The sequence below is a fragment of the Natrialba swarupiae genome (assembly GCF_008245225.1).
Lineage (GTDB): Archaea > Halobacteriota > Halobacteria > Halobacteriales > Natrialbaceae > Natrarchaeobius > Natrarchaeobius swarupiae.
Genome location: NZ_VTAW01000016.1, coordinates 21,211 through 34,321, shown reverse-complemented (window position 1 = coordinate 34,321; position 13,111 = coordinate 21,211). Strand labels below are relative to the sequence as shown.

19 protein-coding genes and 1 pseudogene are annotated in these 13,111 nt (G+C 62.0%); 2 read left to right on the top strand and 18 right to left on the bottom strand.

Annotation, left to right across the window (positions count from 1 at the left end):
• Nucleotides 1-44: 44 nt before the first annotated feature.
• From FYC77_RS20490 to FYC77_RS12780, 10 genes and pseudogenes are all read right to left on the bottom strand, one after another.
• On the bottom strand, nt 45-212 hold the full coding sequence (locus FYC77_RS20490) for a hypothetical protein (protein ID WP_202911834.1): 168 nt from the start codon (nt 210-212) through the stop codon (nt 45-47).
• A gap of 94 nt (nt 213-306) precedes the next feature.
• On the bottom strand, nt 307-774 hold the full coding sequence (locus FYC77_RS12820; RefSeq protein WP_149081894.1) for a DUF6691 family protein: 468 nt from the start codon (nt 772-774) through the stop codon (nt 307-309).
• The gene (locus tag FYC77_RS12815; protein WP_149081893.1) at nt 771-1,265 is read right to left on the bottom strand and encodes a YeeE/YedE family protein; all 495 of its coding nucleotides are present in this window, start codon (nt 1,263-1,265) and stop codon (nt 771-773) included. Before FYC77_RS12815 ends, FYC77_RS12820 begins: the two co-directional genes overlap by 4 nt.
• Before the next feature lie 203 nt (nt 1,266-1,468).
• Nucleotides 1,469-1,903: a type IV pilin gene (locus FYC77_RS12810; protein WP_149081892.1), complete on the bottom strand. Its 435-nt coding sequence runs from the start codon at nt 1,901-1,903 to the stop codon at nt 1,469-1,471.
• A 441-nt stretch (nt 1,904-2,344) separates the two neighbouring features.
• Nucleotides 2,345-2,776, bottom strand: a complete 432-nt coding sequence (locus tag FYC77_RS12805; RefSeq protein WP_149081891.1) for a type IV pilin — start codon at nt 2,774-2,776, stop codon at nt 2,345-2,347.
• A 33-nt stretch (nt 2,777-2,809) separates the two neighbouring features.
• Nucleotides 2,810-3,244, bottom strand: a complete 435-nt coding sequence (locus tag FYC77_RS12800; RefSeq protein WP_149081890.1) for a type IV pilin — start codon at nt 3,242-3,244, stop codon at nt 2,810-2,812.
• Between the two features lie 408 nt (nt 3,245-3,652).
• Nucleotides 3,653-3,758: pseudogene (locus FYC77_RS12795) on the bottom strand (IS5/IS1182 family transposase); the annotation flags it as partial.
• Between the two features lie 62 nt (nt 3,759-3,820).
• On the bottom strand, nt 3,821-4,252 hold the full coding sequence (locus FYC77_RS12790) for a type IV pilin (RefSeq protein ID WP_149081889.1): 432 nt from the start codon (nt 4,250-4,252) through the stop codon (nt 3,821-3,823).
• A gap of 32 nt (nt 4,253-4,284) precedes the next feature.
• Nucleotides 4,285-4,734, bottom strand: coding sequence for a type IV pilin (locus FYC77_RS12785; protein WP_149081888.1), 450 nt, complete (start codon nt 4,732-4,734; stop codon nt 4,285-4,287).
• Between the two features lie 492 nt (nt 4,735-5,226).
• Nucleotides 5,227-5,697, bottom strand: coding sequence for a response regulator (locus FYC77_RS12780; RefSeq protein WP_149081887.1), 471 nt, complete (start codon nt 5,695-5,697; stop codon nt 5,227-5,229).
• 157 nt (nt 5,698-5,854) lie between these two features.
• On the opposite strand from FYC77_RS12780, the gene FYC77_RS12775 reads away from it, so the two are divergent.
• Nucleotides 5,855-6,100 (top strand): hypothetical protein, encoded by a 246-nt coding sequence (locus tag FYC77_RS12775; RefSeq protein WP_238386939.1) that lies wholly within the window; start codon nt 5,855-5,857, stop codon nt 6,098-6,100.
• 36 nt (nt 6,101-6,136) lie between these two features.
• Here the strand turns inward: FYC77_RS12775 and FYC77_RS12770 are convergent, their stop codons facing one another.
• On the bottom strand, nt 6,137-6,685 hold the full coding sequence (locus FYC77_RS12770) for a hypothetical protein (protein WP_149081885.1): 549 nt from the start codon (nt 6,683-6,685) through the stop codon (nt 6,137-6,139).
• Nucleotides 6,686-6,836: 151 nt separating this feature from the next.
• On the opposite strand from FYC77_RS12770, the gene FYC77_RS12765 reads away from it, so the two are divergent.
• Complete coding sequence (locus tag FYC77_RS12765; protein WP_149081884.1) at nt 6,837-7,253, top strand: helix-turn-helix transcriptional regulator; 417 nt, start codon at nt 6,837-6,839, stop codon at nt 7,251-7,253.
• On the opposite strand, the gene FYC77_RS12760 is transcribed toward FYC77_RS12765, so the two are convergent.
• The 7 genes from FYC77_RS12760 to FYC77_RS12730 all read right to left on the bottom strand — a co-directional run bounded on the left by FYC77_RS12760 (nt 7,250) and on the right by FYC77_RS12730 (nt 12,877).
• Entirely contained in the window at nt 7,250-7,969 is a 720-nt protein-coding gene (locus tag FYC77_RS12760; protein ID WP_149081883.1) for an urease accessory protein UreF, read from the bottom strand. The two genes, FYC77_RS12765 and FYC77_RS12760, sit on opposite strands and share 4 nt — an antisense overlap.
• Nucleotides 7,959-8,642, bottom strand: a complete 684-nt coding sequence (ureE, locus tag FYC77_RS12755; RefSeq protein WP_149081882.1) for an urease accessory protein UreE — start codon at nt 8,640-8,642, stop codon at nt 7,959-7,961. Before ureE ends, FYC77_RS12760 begins: the two co-directional genes overlap by 11 nt.
• Nucleotides 8,642-9,631 (bottom strand): urease accessory protein UreD, encoded by a 990-nt coding sequence (locus FYC77_RS12750; protein ID WP_149081881.1) that lies wholly within the window; start codon nt 9,629-9,631, stop codon nt 8,642-8,644. The genes ureE and FYC77_RS12750 overlap by 1 nt, the downstream gene beginning before the upstream one ends.
• Nucleotides 9,628-10,248 carry an urease accessory protein UreG gene (ureG, locus tag FYC77_RS12745; RefSeq protein ID WP_149081880.1) on the bottom strand — a complete coding sequence of 207 codons (621 nt, stop codon included), beginning with the start codon at nt 10,246-10,248 and terminating at the stop codon, nt 9,628-9,630. Before ureG ends, FYC77_RS12750 begins: the two co-directional genes overlap by 4 nt.
• Nucleotides 10,248-10,667 carry an urease subunit gamma gene (locus FYC77_RS12740; RefSeq protein ID WP_149081879.1) on the bottom strand — a complete coding sequence of 140 codons (420 nt, stop codon included), beginning with the start codon at nt 10,665-10,667 and terminating at the stop codon, nt 10,248-10,250. The genes ureG and FYC77_RS12740 overlap by 1 nt, the downstream gene beginning before the upstream one ends.
• A 120-nt stretch (nt 10,668-10,787) precedes the next feature.
• Nucleotides 10,788-12,494: an urease subunit alpha gene (gene ureC / locus FYC77_RS12735; RefSeq protein ID WP_149081878.1), complete on the bottom strand. Its 1,707-nt coding sequence runs from the start codon at nt 12,492-12,494 to the stop codon at nt 10,788-10,790.
• Nucleotides 12,491-12,877 carry an urease subunit beta gene (locus FYC77_RS12730; protein ID WP_149081877.1) on the bottom strand — a complete coding sequence of 129 codons (387 nt, stop codon included), beginning with the start codon at nt 12,875-12,877 and terminating at the stop codon, nt 12,491-12,493. The genes ureC and FYC77_RS12730 overlap by 4 nt, the downstream gene beginning before the upstream one ends.
• Nucleotides 12,878-13,111: the final 234 nt, after the last annotated feature.

The following is a 13,111-nucleotide window of genomic DNA, read 5'->3' as shown; positions in this document are numbered from 1 at the left end:
TCGACGCCAATCTACGTACTGATTCACCGTCCGGAAACCAGCTGTCACCACGTCGTCTTGCAGCTGAACGTCTCGCCACAGGACGAGCAACTCGCCGACCTCGCGAACCCGTCTTTCAGCGATCCAACGGCTTTGCTCGTCCCGGTGACGGTCATATCGATGTCGACGTCGACCGACTCCGAACAGTGTGGGCAGATAACTCGCTGTGACATACGACTCGATACCGAGGAATCGTAATCACCGTTGTGGCCAGGTATCTCTCACCCAACACTCCGCGCCCTCGAGGAGGACGCGTCGGTGCCGTCGTCAGTCCGCCGTCGTTGCAGGCGTCGAACTGTCCGCACGCGTCGAGCGCCAGAATCCCTGAATGTACGCGCCGAGGAACATGCCGACGATACCGGTGAGAATCGGGTAGTTCCCGATCCCGAGGCTGGCGTAGGCAGCGCCGGGACAGATCCCCGAGAGCCCCCAGCCGACGCCGAAGATGCCGCCGCCGATGACGACGTTCTTGTCGAGGGTCTTCAGTCGACGGCCGTAGGTCGCGCCCGTCAGCGGCGCGTCGTTTCGGACGAGTTTCACGCCGAAGAACGTAATCCCGGTGACGATTGCGGCACCGAACATCACGAACAGCAAGCCGAGATCCTGGAACTGCAGGAAGCTCAGGACGACTTCGGGTTGGGCCATGTGACTAAACCCGAGACCGAAGCCGAAGATCAGCCCGCCGACGAACACGAGCGGGAGAAACAGCGGGTGTTGCTCGTGGTCGGCGCTCACGGCACCACCCCCACGGCCTGGACGAGTTGTGCGGTGCCGATCGCGATCAACAGAAAGGTCGCGACGCCGACGAACGACGCACTCGAGACCGAGCCGACGCCACAGACGCCGTGGCCGGAGGTACAGCCCTTCCCGACGCGGGTACCGATCCCGATGAGGATTCCGCCGACGAACAGCCGCCACCACTGGACGTCGGTCGTCCAGATGCCGTCCTGAAACGCCAGCGCGTAGACGGCCGCCCCGGCAACGATCCCGACCGTGAAGACGACCCGCCAGTCTCGAGAGGGGCGATACTGCTGGAATCGCGACAGACTCGAGCCATACGAGAGCGTCGACTCGAGGAAGGTACTCGCGCCGGCGGGGATCCCGGTGCCGAGGTAGATCACGGCGACCCCGAGGCCGACGAACAGTCCGCCGATCGCGTAGTGGCTGATCCCGTTGGGGAACAGCTCCGCGAGCATGGCGACGACTATCGCAGCGGTTGCGGTCATTACTCGAGGGGAGGAATCCTCGGCGTATCAATGCTCCCCAGGCGGGGAAAATTGTGCGTATCTCGGTTGGCTCTGACGACGGTGTGTGGTCGGTGGTCTCGAGGCCGTTCCCCGCCTCTCGCCGTCTCTCCGGTCGGCGGTCTCCGCCGGCTCCGGAGTGGATACTGGCCGAACTCGGCGTGCGAAGAAAGCGCCGACAGGCGTTAGAACTCCCAGTCCTCGGAGGCGACCTGGGTCTCCGTTTCGGACTCGTTGATCACCGCGATGGCGGAGATCGTTCCGGCGGGCTCGAGATCGTCCGCTTCGGTGTACGAGACGGTGTCACCGACGGTCAGAAGTGACGCGTTGTCCGGTTCGCCGCTCCCGGTATCCCAGTTGCTCGAGGAGAGGTTGACGTGATCGGCGTTGCCCATCGACGTCACTTCGACCTGGATCGCGTCGGCCTCGTGATCGACGTCGATCGAGACGGCCGCCTGCGCTTCCTGGCCGACGCTGCCGCCGAGGTCGAGAACGAATGCGGCGATGACGGCCGCGAGAATAACCGTGATCGCGACCATCAGAATAACGCCGATAACTGGCGATACGGCCCGTTCCTGCTCGTCTCCGATCAACCTATCGCGTACGTTCGTTGCATCCATTGGTGATCCCGTGTCCGTCGCACCCGAACAGCCGGACGGTCGTGTGCGCCGACGTAACGCCGTCGGCCTCCGTGGGGGTCAGCACAACCGTCCGGCGGTCGTCCCTGCTGGCACTCCGGTGCTGATTCCAACCAGTGAATTCAGGGTATATATAATTAGTCGTTCGTATATTGAGATGGAAATATATCGACCCGAGAGCGGTTGCGAACGTGAGAGTCGCCCTCTCGAAATCGGTTACAGTTTCTCCCTGTGGCGGTTCCGTACTGCGGTTTTCTTCAGCTGGCTACAGCTGGTCTCCCACTCACAGCGGCCGCTTCAAGCGCCGCTATGACTGGTTGAAAACCGTTGGTAACTGCGTGTACTGTCAGCGATAGTCGGACCGTGTCGTTCAGACGACACACGTCACCGCCGTACGTGTCGTCGATAAAGAAGGAAAAGCGATCAGCTAAAGTCGTAGTCGTCGCTCGTGATCAGGGTCTCCTGTTCGCCGGCTACCCCGACCGCGACGATGGTTCCCTCGTGACCGGCCGACTCGAGGTCGTCGCGCTCGATTCGGAGGCTGTCGCCCGTCTCGAGTTCGGTGAAGTCGTCCTCGTCGATGGACGCACCTGGTGTGAGGTGCTCGGCAGGGTCGCCAGTGACGTTGATGTGGTCGGCGTTACCGAGCGTCGTCACCTCGACGTCGATGTACTGTGGATCGTGCTGGACGGTAATCGAGACGCCCGCTTGCACTTCTTCCTCGATGTCGCTACCGATGTCGAGGACGAATCCTGCGACGACGGCCGCGAGGATTACGGTGATTGCGACGACGAGAATGACGCCGACAACCGGCGATACGCCCCGGTCACGGTGTCGATACTGTGTTCTAATCATGTGGTGAAATAAAACCGAAAAGTATGGATGTGCTTAGAAGTCCCAGTCCTCGGACGCGACCTGTGTCTCGGTTTGCGTCTCGTTGATCACTGCAACGGCGGAGATGGTCCCTTCGGACTCAATGTGGCCGGCATCGTAATCCAGAGTTGTCACGTTTCCGACAGTCAGTTCATCAGTGTCAGCGTCGTCCCAGTTGCCACCTTGCCCGTTAGAGGTTAGGTTAACGTGATCGGCGTTCCCCATCGACGTGATCTGGATTTGGATTTCTTCCTGAGTCTCGTCTACATCGATCGAGACACCGGCCTGTGCTTCTTGCCCGACGCTCCCACCGAGGTCGAGGACGAATGCTGCGATGACGGCAGCGAGAATGACTGTAATCGCAACCATCAGGATAACACCGATGACAGGCGATACTGCTCGTTCCTGCTCGTTTCCAACTAGCTTGTCGCGGATTTTTGTTGCGTCCATGATTATCGTGTGATTTCGTTTCCATTGCACCCCACGACAGCCAGAAAGGTTATGCGCGCCGACATGGAACCGTCGGCCTGCACCCGGGGATTGGGGGTAAGCATGACCCGTCCGGCGCTTCCTTCCTGCTATCGATTTGGTGCTGATACCAACCAGTGTAATCTGGGTATATATAATTAGCTGATAGTGTACTCTCCCGAAAAATACCTGATTAATATTGCAGTCATATCCGATTATCAAGTTAATCTTGAGCGGTTCAGGATCCTGTTGAATCGGCGTAATTTGGTGAAATCAATTTATATTGATGAATAAAAATTGGGTTGGTTTGTGGAGATGATTAAAACAAGTGTGTATTTATTATATAATATAACAGGTTATATCTGAGAAGAGCATGTCATAGAAACTAACTCATAGCTTGAGTTTCTCACGTCCTGGATCGTCGCCTCGCTCATAGTTGATGAATGCTAACACCATCACGGAGACACAGCGCAACAAACACGCTGCTTCGTACGTGACCGTTTCTATAACATGCTTCTAACAAGGCAGGGTCAAAGTTCGAGATATTACGAAAGGAAATCAGCTGAAGTCGTAGTCGTCGCTCGTGACGAGGGTCTCCTGTTCACCAGCTACCCCGACGGCGACGATGGTTCCGTCGTGACCGACCGACTCGAGGTCGTCGCGCTCGATTCGGAGGCTATCGCCCGTCTCGAGTTCGGTGAAGTCGTCTTCGTCGATGGACGCACCCGGCGCGAGGTGCTCGAGTGGATCGCCAGTGACGTTGATGTGATCAGCGTTGCCGAGCGTCGTCACCTCGACGTCGATATACTGCGGGTCGTGCTGGATGGTGATCGAAACGCCGGCTTGCACTTCTTCCTCGATGTCGCTGCCGATATCGAGGACGAACCCTGCCACGACGGCGGCGAGGATCACAGTGATCGCAACGACCAGGATCACACCGACTACAGGCGATACGCCTCGGTCACGATGGCGGTGCTGTAAGCTAATCATGTGGTGAAATAAAACCGGAATGTGGGGTTAGTTTAGAAGTCCCAGTCCTCGGACGCGACCTGCGTCTCGGTATCCGTCTCGTTGATTACTGCAACGGCGGAGATCGTTCCGGAGTCATCAAGAGCGCTGTCACTACCATCCTCGTACTCAAGATTCGTCACGTTACCGACGGTCAGCTCATCTGTATCTGCATTGTCCCATTCATCACTGTCACCAATACCGTTCGACGACAGGTTGACATGGTCAGCGTTCCCCATCGAGGTCACTTCGACTTGGATTTCCTCCTGCGTCTCGTCCACATCGATCGAAACACCTGCCTGTGCTTCCTGCCCGACGCTCCCACCGAGGTCGAGGACGAATGCGGCGATGACGGCCGCGAGAATGACCGTAATCGCAACCATCAGAATAACACCGATAACAGGTGATACTGCTCGTTCCTGCTCGTTTCCAACCAGCTTGTCGCGGATTTTTGTTGCGTCCATGGGTATCGTGTGATTTCGTTTCCATCGCACCCCACGACAGCCAGAAAGGTTATGCAGGCCCACGTGGAACCGTCGACCTGCGCCCGGGGATTGGGGGTAAGCATGACCCGCCCGGCGCTTCCTTCCTGCTATCGATTTGGTGCTGATATCAACCAGTGTAATCCGGGTATATATAATTAGTCGTTAGTGTAGCTGCGTGGAATTATTCGCACTCGCTGTCGGTTTCATATCTGATAATCAAGTCCCTCCAGAGGGGTTACAGCACCCCGTTGAACCGCCGCAGTCTTGCGGTTCTGTCTCGATCCCAACGGGAAGACGACCCGCAGTTCTCGCGTCGTGACGCCGGTTCCAATCAGCAATGGAAACCGCCAGTGAACACTATCGGAAACTGTCGTTACCCGTCGGTTCGCTACTAACGGTACAATCTACCTCTTCTACCCGGACACAATCCCAACGAGCGACCCCGATCGAACGAGCCGTCCGCGTCGGCGGTCACTCCCCGCTGCACTCCGTGGGTGAGGACTTCCTGACGATCGCCACCCAGAACTCCTCGACCGAGCGGACGAACTCGACGAACTCCTCCGGTTCGACCGGCTTTCGGAGGTAGTGGTCCGCCTCGAGTCCGTGGGATCTGACGATCTCCTCGCCCGCATCGGAACTCGTCAGGACGACGAGCGGAATCTCACGTAACACGGGATCGCCCTCGAGTTCCGCGAACACGTCCATTCCGCTTTTTCCGGGAAGCTGTGTCTCGAGAAGGATGATGTCGGGCTCCGGTGTATCCTCGTAGCCGTTGTGCTGGTGGAGGAAATCGAGAGCGGATTCCCCGTCCGAGACGGTGTAGATCGTGTTCAGGAGCTTCGCCTCGTCGAACGTTTCGGTAAAGAGCCGGGTGTCGCCTGGGTTCGGCTCGACGAGCAAGATGTCGATCACGTCCTCCTCCCGGCCGTCTGTCGAACTCACACCAATCCATTGGTGGGAGCGAGTAAAAACATATCTGTCCTCCGGCCTGCCAAAACACAGATATTAACTCGTTCAGCAGGAGATATGTCTATCCCGTATACTCTCAGCCCGAATATCAAACGATCGTGGTTTTATCTACCGGCGGCGTAGCGACGGTATGGATCCATCCCACTCACCCGGACGGCGACGAACGCGCGGATCTGCCACCCGTCTCGAGTGCGTCGAACGACGCCTCGAGGCGGCGGAGATCCGTCTCGAGCGACTGCAGAACACGCTCGACGGGCTCGCTCGCTCGTCGGGCGTCTCGATCGGCTGCCCGTGTAACCGGTGTGGCCGGAGTTACGTTCTCATCGAGGGCGGTCGGATTCGCTGTCCGGAGTGTCGGTTCAGCCAGTCGGTGTGAACGCTCCAGTCGCCGGTTCGAGTCTTCCGATGGCGATTACGGGAGTCGTTCGACCGCCTCGGCCAGATCGGATTCGGTCTCCCACCGGTGGAGCCGGCCCTCCTCTTCGAGCAACTCGAAGACGCCGTCTTGCATCCAGCCGAACGGTCGCCGTTCGTCCTCGTACTCGCGTTTGAGCACGTAGCTCTTCGAGACGTACTCCTCGGTGCCGACGAGCAGTCCCTGCTCGACCAGGAAGTCACTCGGATCTCTCTCCGCGACGCCGACGACGTGACTGACCAGATCGGCGATCAGACAGAATTTCTGAATGCCGTTATCCCACTCCCCGCGGACGTCGACCATCCGGAACGCGTAGGCGTCGGGCCGGCGGTTCAGCCTGTCGACGACCAGGTTCAGCCGGCGGATCGGCTCCCGGTCGTAGTTTCCGAGAACGAAGTATGTCCGGTCGTTCTCGTAGATCGGCGTCAACTCGCTCAGCGCGTGCAGGATCTCCTCGTTGTCCGCGAGCGTGATCTCGTCTGCCGCCAAGCGATCGCTCGCGCTCTCGAGGAGGTCCTCCGGCCGGGGCGGCTCCTGTTCGGTCATACAGCGACGTTCTCGCGACCGGGAAATAGTCGTTTCCGAGTCGTTTCCGTTTCCGATAGCGAACGGTTCCTCTGTGTTCCCAATTCCAGTTTACTCTAAAGTAGTTTACTCCAGGGTAACTTACTTGGTGATCTACTCCGTAGGTGAGCGTATGAGTACCAGTCTGGGCGCTGACGACACAGGGGGGACACGGGAACTCGTCCACTTCGTCACCCAGGAGACCCGGTTTTCGCTGATCGCCAACGTGGTTCAACACCCCGCGGGGCTGGCGTCGATGTACGAACTCGAGCAGCTAAATCCGAGCGTGAGCGAGGCGACGGTGTACAAACACGTCCAGAAACTGATCGAGGCCGGCATTCTCGAGGCGGTCACGCTCCCGGACGACGAACGCCAGCAGGGGTATCCCTGGAAGTTCTACCGGCTGACCGACGAGGGGCGGGCGTTTCTCGACGAACACAACTTGCTCGCCGCCGAGGAGACGTTGCGACTGATCTACGACTCGATTTCCGATAAATCCGAAAAGATGGTTCGATACGAGAACGCCCCGCGTCCGGACGTCCAGCATTAACTCATAAACAGCCGCCGTCCCGCTCGTTCGTGGCGCATTCCCATGATCTCCGCCAGCGGCGCGAACGACGCCATCGCGGTCGCATCGTCGTCGACGTGACGGTCACAGATTTCGACGACGACGGATTCGAGGTCGCCGAGCACCCGCTGGATCTCGGTGTGACCGAACCGCCCGAGTCGCTGTGCGGCCCCCAACAACCCAGTCACGAACGAGTAGGCGTGGGAGAGACAGGCCTCGAGCCGCGGGAGACCACGGCTCTGGGCGACGACGCCGAAGACGACTGGGTAGTGACCTGGCGTCTCACCGGCGTCGATTCGCGTGGCGAACTTCTGACGGAGGCCCGTACGGACGTCCACGGACGCGAGGTCTTCCTCGGTCCCGGCGAGCAACTCGCACAGCTTCGCGCCTGCTTTCGTCGAACTCTCGCGGAACTCGCTTGGCATCGTCACGGCGTGGAGGCGCGCGTCGACCTCGAGGAGCTGATCGAGGTCGTCCGACGAACTCGCGTCGTGGGCGTTCGCGAGCGCGACGGTCTCGCAGGGCCCGACCACGCGCCGGAGGTAGCCCGCGAGCAGCGCCCGCAGGTCGTCGCCGTCGCCGATCCGCCCCTCGTTGACGTACTGCTCGAGGCCGTAGGAGGCGGTGTACCCGCCGACCGGCAGAAACGAGTCCGAGAGCCTGAGGGCGGTCAGAAACGAGTCGGAATCAATGGTCATGATCGTGTTCGTGGCTGTGTCCGTGACTCCCGTGGTGGTCGTGTCGGTGCCCGTCACCATCGGTCTCGCCAGCGCTGTCACCGTGACTGTGATCGGTCTCGCCAGCGTGATCACCGTGACTGTGGTCGTGGCCGTGACTGTGGTCGTGACCGTGACTGTGATCGGTCCCATCACCGTGGCCTCCCTCGAGGTCCGTCACGAACAGGTCGGCGTCGACGGTCGTCTCATGAATCTCCGACCCGGGAATCACGTCCGCGACGACGCGTTCGACGATGTGTCGATCTGCCGCGAGCGGGACGTAGACCGTTCCATCCTCGACGGCCAGGTCCCAGTGCTGGTTGCCGACGCGGTGGCCGAGTTCGACCGCCGCGGCGAGTGTCTCCGACGTCGCCTCGGGCAGCGACACGGCGAGTGCGTCGCGAGGTTCGAACGCGACGACGATCATTCGCTCGTCGTCGACGAGCAAGACGTCCCCCGACGAGACGGCCGGCGCGTTCACGACGACGCCGACGTCGGTCCCCGCGTCGGTCGTCGTGCGAAACCGGGAGCGTCTGCGATCGCTCGCGTCGACGACCACTCGCTCGAGCGTTCCGTTCGCCTCGTGATCCTCGCACAGCGTCGCGAGTTCGTCGTCGGTGTGGACGTTGCCGACGATACCGTCGATTCGCTCCATCAGTATCGCCGGTCGGCCGGTGTGCCGACCCCGAGTACTGCCCGTCTCGTCTCGTCCCACGCTGTGCGGACGGTCTGGCTTACGTCCGCCTGACTCTCGCCCACCACGCGGACGATCGCACCCGCGTCGAACGGGAGCCTCGAGACGGCTGCCTCGACGCCCGGTCGATCCGTGATACGGTCGTGGAGCGTCCCGACCAGTTCCTCCTGGTCGACCACACCGACACCGCTACCCTCGTTCGATCCGTCGCCGCTTTCGCCGCCGGATCCGGGTGCGAAGACGTACAGCGAGCCGACGACGCCGAACTCCCCGACGCTCGCGGGGTCGCGCGGATCGCGGTCGTCCGGCCGGAGGTCGACCGCGTCGGCACACACCAGCCGGTCGTCGACGGTCGCCTCCACGCGGGCGTGGTAGTGGTCGAAGTCGAACGGCTCGTGGTCGCTCAACCCGTCCGGGACGAGGACGTCCGAGAGGACGACGACCGCGCCTTCCGCGAGGTCGACGTCGACGGTCTGGAGACAGCGCGCGTCCTCGTTGACGATCGTCGGGCCGGGCAGATACTCGAGGTAGCTCCCCGCTTTCGCCCGGATCGTCGCATCGAGGTGAGCGTAGTTCTCGCGCATGCTGTGGACCTTCGTCGCACTCTGGGTCGTCACGTGTACGCGAGCGCCCGAGCGGGCGTCGAGGACCATCCGGTGGCGATCCCCCTGGGCGACGCCGCCGGTCGGCTCCTGGGCGACGAGCGTCGTAAGCCCCGGCACAGGATCGGTCTCGAGGGTCCCGGTCAGGTGGTAGGGAACCTCGACGCGGTCGCGTATCAGTCTCGTCGGCCCGTCGTCCTCACGGGCGAAGACCGCTTCGAGCAGGCCGTTCTTTCCGGGGCCGCCGGCGGGTGCCTGGGCGAGTGGCTCGTCGGCGTACTCCCCGAAGGCGGCCGGAATCGTCCTCTCGTCCGCGAACGGACTCGCGTCCGACTGTCCCGCACTCACGCGAACAGCACCTCCCGGTCGACGTGTTCGAGCACCTCGTCGACCCCCGTCCCGTCCTTGCAGTTGGTGAAGACGAACGGATCGTCGCCGCGGACGTCCGCTGCGTCGGATTCGATCACCTCGAGGTCGGCGTCGACGTACGGCGCGAGGTCGGTCTTGTTGACCACGAGCAGGTCGGCCTGTGTGACGCCGGGGCCGCGTTTCCGGGGGATGTCCTCGCCCTCGGCGACCGAGATAACGAACAGGAAGTAGTCGGCCAGTTCGGGGTTGAAGGTTGCAGCGAGGTTGTCACCGCCGCTTTCGACGATAACGACGTCGAGATCCGGGTGGCGCTCGGTGAACTCGTCGATCGCGGCGAGGTTCATCGAGGGGTCCTCGCGGATACCTGTGTGTGGGCAGGCACCCGTCTCGACGCCCTCGACGAGGTCCGCCGGTAACAGATCCCCGAAGGATTCGCGGAAGACGTCGGCGTCCTCCTGGGTCATGATATCGTTGGCGATGACGCCTACCTCGTACCCCTCGTCGACGAGTTCGGGTACGAGCCGCCGGACGAGCGCGGTCTTGCCGGAGCCGACTGGACCGCCGATACCGATCTTGGCGACGTCTCTGTACCCCATCAGTCACCCTCCGTCGCCTGCGGGTCGTCCTGACTCGCTTCGAGGTCGTCCGCCGCCTCGAGTTCCTCACCGGGACCTGGGTCGACGGCCTCGAGTTGCTCGCGGCTGTCCGCCCGGATCGGATCGTGGATCGTCACCAGTTTGGTGCCGTCGGGGAAGACGGGTTCGACCTGAACCATGCCGATCATCTCGGGAACGCCGTCCATCACGTCCTCGCGGGTGAGCAACTGCGTCGCCTCTGATCGGATCTGTGAGACCGATTTCCCCTCGCGGGCGGCCTCACAGGCCCAGTCGGAGATGTAGGCGACCGTCTCGGGATGGTTGAGCTTTACGCCCCGCTCTTTGCGTCGTCGGGCGAGTTCGGCGGCCATGAAGACGGTCAGCCGCTCCATCTCCTTCGGCGAGAGGTTCATTCCCATGGGATCACCTCCGCGGGACGGCTCGAGATAGAGTGTGTCGATCGCGGTCGCGTTTCCATTGCTGGCGGTCTCGTCGTCGGAGTCGTCGGTGTGTCTTCGAAATCCATAGTCGATGTCGGATTAGAGCAGGTATCGCTGTGCGAGCGGAATTTCCTCGGCCGGGTCGCAGGTGACGTGTTCTCCGTCCACCTCGACCTCGAACGTCTGGGCGTCGATCTCGATGTCGTCCGGACAGTGGTCGTTGTGGACCATGTCGGATTTCCGTACGTCTCGGGTGTCGCTGACGGGCCGAACGGGCGTCTCGAGGTCGTAGGCGTCGCCGACCTCGTTTTCGGCGGCGGCCTCGCTGACGAACGTGACGGAGAGCCCCTGCTTCGCCCGCCCCTGTGCGCCGGCGCGTTCGCGGCCGATGACGGGCTCGCAGGTCATCAGCGAGCCGTTGGCCTCGCCCATCTGGGACCAGACGGGGAAGCCGCCCTTGATGACCGCCTTCGGCTTGACGCCGAAGAAGGCGGGGTCCCACAGCGCGATATCGGCGAGCTTCCCCGGCTCGAGCGAGCCGACGTAGTCGTCGATGCCGGCCGTGATCGCGGGGTTGATCGTGTACTTCGCGACGTAGCGCTCGATGCGGGCGTTGTCCGCCTCGGTTCCCTCGTCGGCCTCGAGGGGGCCCCGCTGGGCTTTCATCTTGTGAGCGGTCTGCCACGTGCGGCTGATGACCTCGGCCATGCGCCCCATCGCCTGCGAGTCGGAGGTCATCATGCTGATCGCGCCGGTGTCGTGGAGGACGTCCTCCGCGCCGATGGTCTCCGCCCGAATTCTGGATTCGGCGAAGGCGACGTCCTCGGGGACATCCGGATTCAGGTGGTGACAGACCATCACCATGTCGAGGTGCTCGTCGAACGTATTCACCGTGTAGGGCATCGACGGGTTCGTCGACGAGGGCAGCATGTGCTCGTGGCCGATCAACTCGAGAACGTCCGGCGCGTGGCCGCCGCCGGCACCCTCGATGTGGAAGGTGTGGATCGCCCGGCCGTCGATCGCGTCGAAGGTGTGTTCGACGAAGCCCGACTCGTTGAGCGTGTCCGTGTGGATGCAGACCTGAATGTCCTCCTCGTCGGCGACCTCGAGGCAGGTGTCGATCGCGGCCGGCGTCGAACCCCAGTCCTCGTGGAGTTTGAGCCCGCAGACGCCGGCGTCGATCTGCTCGTGGAGCGCCTCGGGCTTGCTGCTGTTGCCCTTCCCGTAGAAGCCGACGTTGACGGGCCACTCCTCGGCGGCCTGGAGGAACCGCTTGATGTTCTCGGGGCCGGGCGTACAGGTCGTCGCGCCGCCGCCGAAGCCGCCGCCGAGCATGGTCGTCACACCGGAGCCGAGCGCGTGCTCGACCAGTTGGGGGCTGTTGAAGTGAATGTGAATGTCCAGCGCGCCGGCCGTCGCGATCAATCCGTCCGCGGGGATGGTGTCGGTACTCGGCCCGATCACCATGTCGACGTCGTCCATCGTGTCCGGGTTTCCTGCCTTCCCGACGCCGACGATTTTGCCGTCGCGGACGCCGATGTCGCCCTTGCGGATGCCCAGGACGGGGTCGATTATCACGACGTTCGTAAACGCCCAGTCGAGTGCGCCCTCGGCCTGCGTGATGCCCGACTGCATCCCCATCCCGTCGCGCATCGTCTTCCCGCCGCCGAAGACCGCTTCCTCACCCGGGACCGCGTGGTCCGTCTCGATCTTCGCGAGCAGATTCGTATCGCCGAGTCTGACCCGGTCACCCTCGGTCGCACCGAACAGATCCGTATACTCCCGTCTGGAGAGTTCACGACTCATTCGCTGCCCTCCGTCAGGTACCCACGGTCTCGAGCGCGCTCCATCGCATGGGCGATCACGCCCTCGTCGTCGAGTGGCCCGTCGACGAGACCACCCATCCCGTGAACGATCCGATCGCCGCCGATGTCGACGAGCGTCACGTCGCGTTCACACCCCGGCTCGAACCTGACCGCAGTTCCGGCGGGGATGTTCAGGCGCGTTCCGTACGCGGCCTCTCGATCGAACTCGAGGCCGGGGTTGACCTCGAAGAAGTGAAAGTGTGATCCGACCTGGACCGGCCGATCGCCGGTGTTCTCGACGATAACTGTCGTCGTTGCCCGTCCCTCGTTGATCCGTACCGGCTCGTCTTCGGTGAGCAGCTCACCCGGCACGAGGTCGCTCATCCCTCGACCACTCCGGGCACTCGCCCGAGTCCGACTACGAATGGATATCTCATTACGTGAGGGAGTGGTTGACAGACGACCTAAAGACACGCCTGGACTACAATACTTGCCCACCGTCGATCGGATTCGGGACAAATGAACAATTCCCGTGGACAATCGCAACAAAGTAGGGGAAAGGAGATGGACGGATCGTCGATTTCGGCCACTTCGTTCCGAAACCGTCATTCGAGGTCT

What these genes read in the sequence shown, in the direction of transcription:
- FYC77_RS20490 (WP_202911834.1), bottom strand. Translation starts at nt 212, where the DNA reads ATGTCACAGCGAGTTATCTGCCCACACTGTTCGGAGTCGGTCGACGTC.
- FYC77_RS12815 (WP_149081893.1), bottom strand. Translation starts at nt 1,265, where the DNA reads ATGACCGCAACCGCTGCGATAGTCGTCGCCATGCTCGCGGAGCTGTTC.
- FYC77_RS12810 (WP_149081892.1), bottom strand. Translation starts at nt 1,903, where the DNA reads ATGGATGCAACGAACGTACGCGATAGGTTGATCGGAGACGAGCAGGAA.
- FYC77_RS12805 (WP_149081891.1), bottom strand. Translation starts at nt 2,776, where the DNA reads ATGATTAGAACACAGTATCGACACCGTGACCGGGGCGTATCGCCGGTT.
- FYC77_RS12800 (WP_149081890.1), bottom strand. Translation starts at nt 3,244, where the DNA reads ATGGACGCAACAAAAATCCGCGACAAGCTAGTTGGAAACGAGCAGGAA.
- FYC77_RS12790 (WP_149081889.1), bottom strand. Translation starts at nt 4,252, where the DNA reads ATGATTAGCTTACAGCACCGCCATCGTGACCGAGGCGTATCGCCTGTA.
- FYC77_RS12785 (WP_149081888.1), bottom strand. Translation starts at nt 4,734, where the DNA reads ATGGACGCAACAAAAATCCGCGACAAGCTGGTTGGAAACGAGCAGGAA.
- FYC77_RS12775 (WP_238386939.1), top strand. Translation starts at nt 5,855, where the DNA reads ATGGATCCATCCCACTCACCCGGACGGCGACGAACGCGCGGATCTGCC.
- FYC77_RS12770 (WP_149081885.1), bottom strand. Translation starts at nt 6,685, where the DNA reads ATGACCGAACAGGAGCCGCCCCGGCCGGAGGACCTCCTCGAGAGCGCG.
- FYC77_RS12765 (WP_149081884.1), top strand. Translation starts at nt 6,837, where the DNA reads ATGAGTACCAGTCTGGGCGCTGACGACACAGGGGGGACACGGGAACTC.
- FYC77_RS12760 (WP_149081883.1), bottom strand. Translation starts at nt 7,969, where the DNA reads ATGACCATTGATTCCGACTCGTTTCTGACCGCCCTCAGGCTCTCGGAC.
- ureE (WP_149081882.1), bottom strand. Translation starts at nt 8,642, where the DNA reads ATGGAGCGAATCGACGGTATCGTCGGCAACGTCCACACCGACGACGAA.
- ureG (WP_149081880.1), bottom strand. Translation starts at nt 10,248, where the DNA reads ATGGGGTACAGAGACGTCGCCAAGATCGGTATCGGCGGTCCAGTCGGC.
- FYC77_RS12740 (WP_149081879.1), bottom strand. Translation starts at nt 10,667, where the DNA reads ATGGGAATGAACCTCTCGCCGAAGGAGATGGAGCGGCTGACCGTCTTC.
- ureC (WP_149081878.1), bottom strand. Translation starts at nt 12,494, where the DNA reads ATGAGTCGTGAACTCTCCAGACGGGAGTATACGGATCTGTTCGGTGCG.
- FYC77_RS12730 (WP_149081877.1), bottom strand. Translation starts at nt 12,877, where the DNA reads ATGAGCGACCTCGTGCCGGGTGAGCTGCTCACCGAAGACGAGCCGGTA.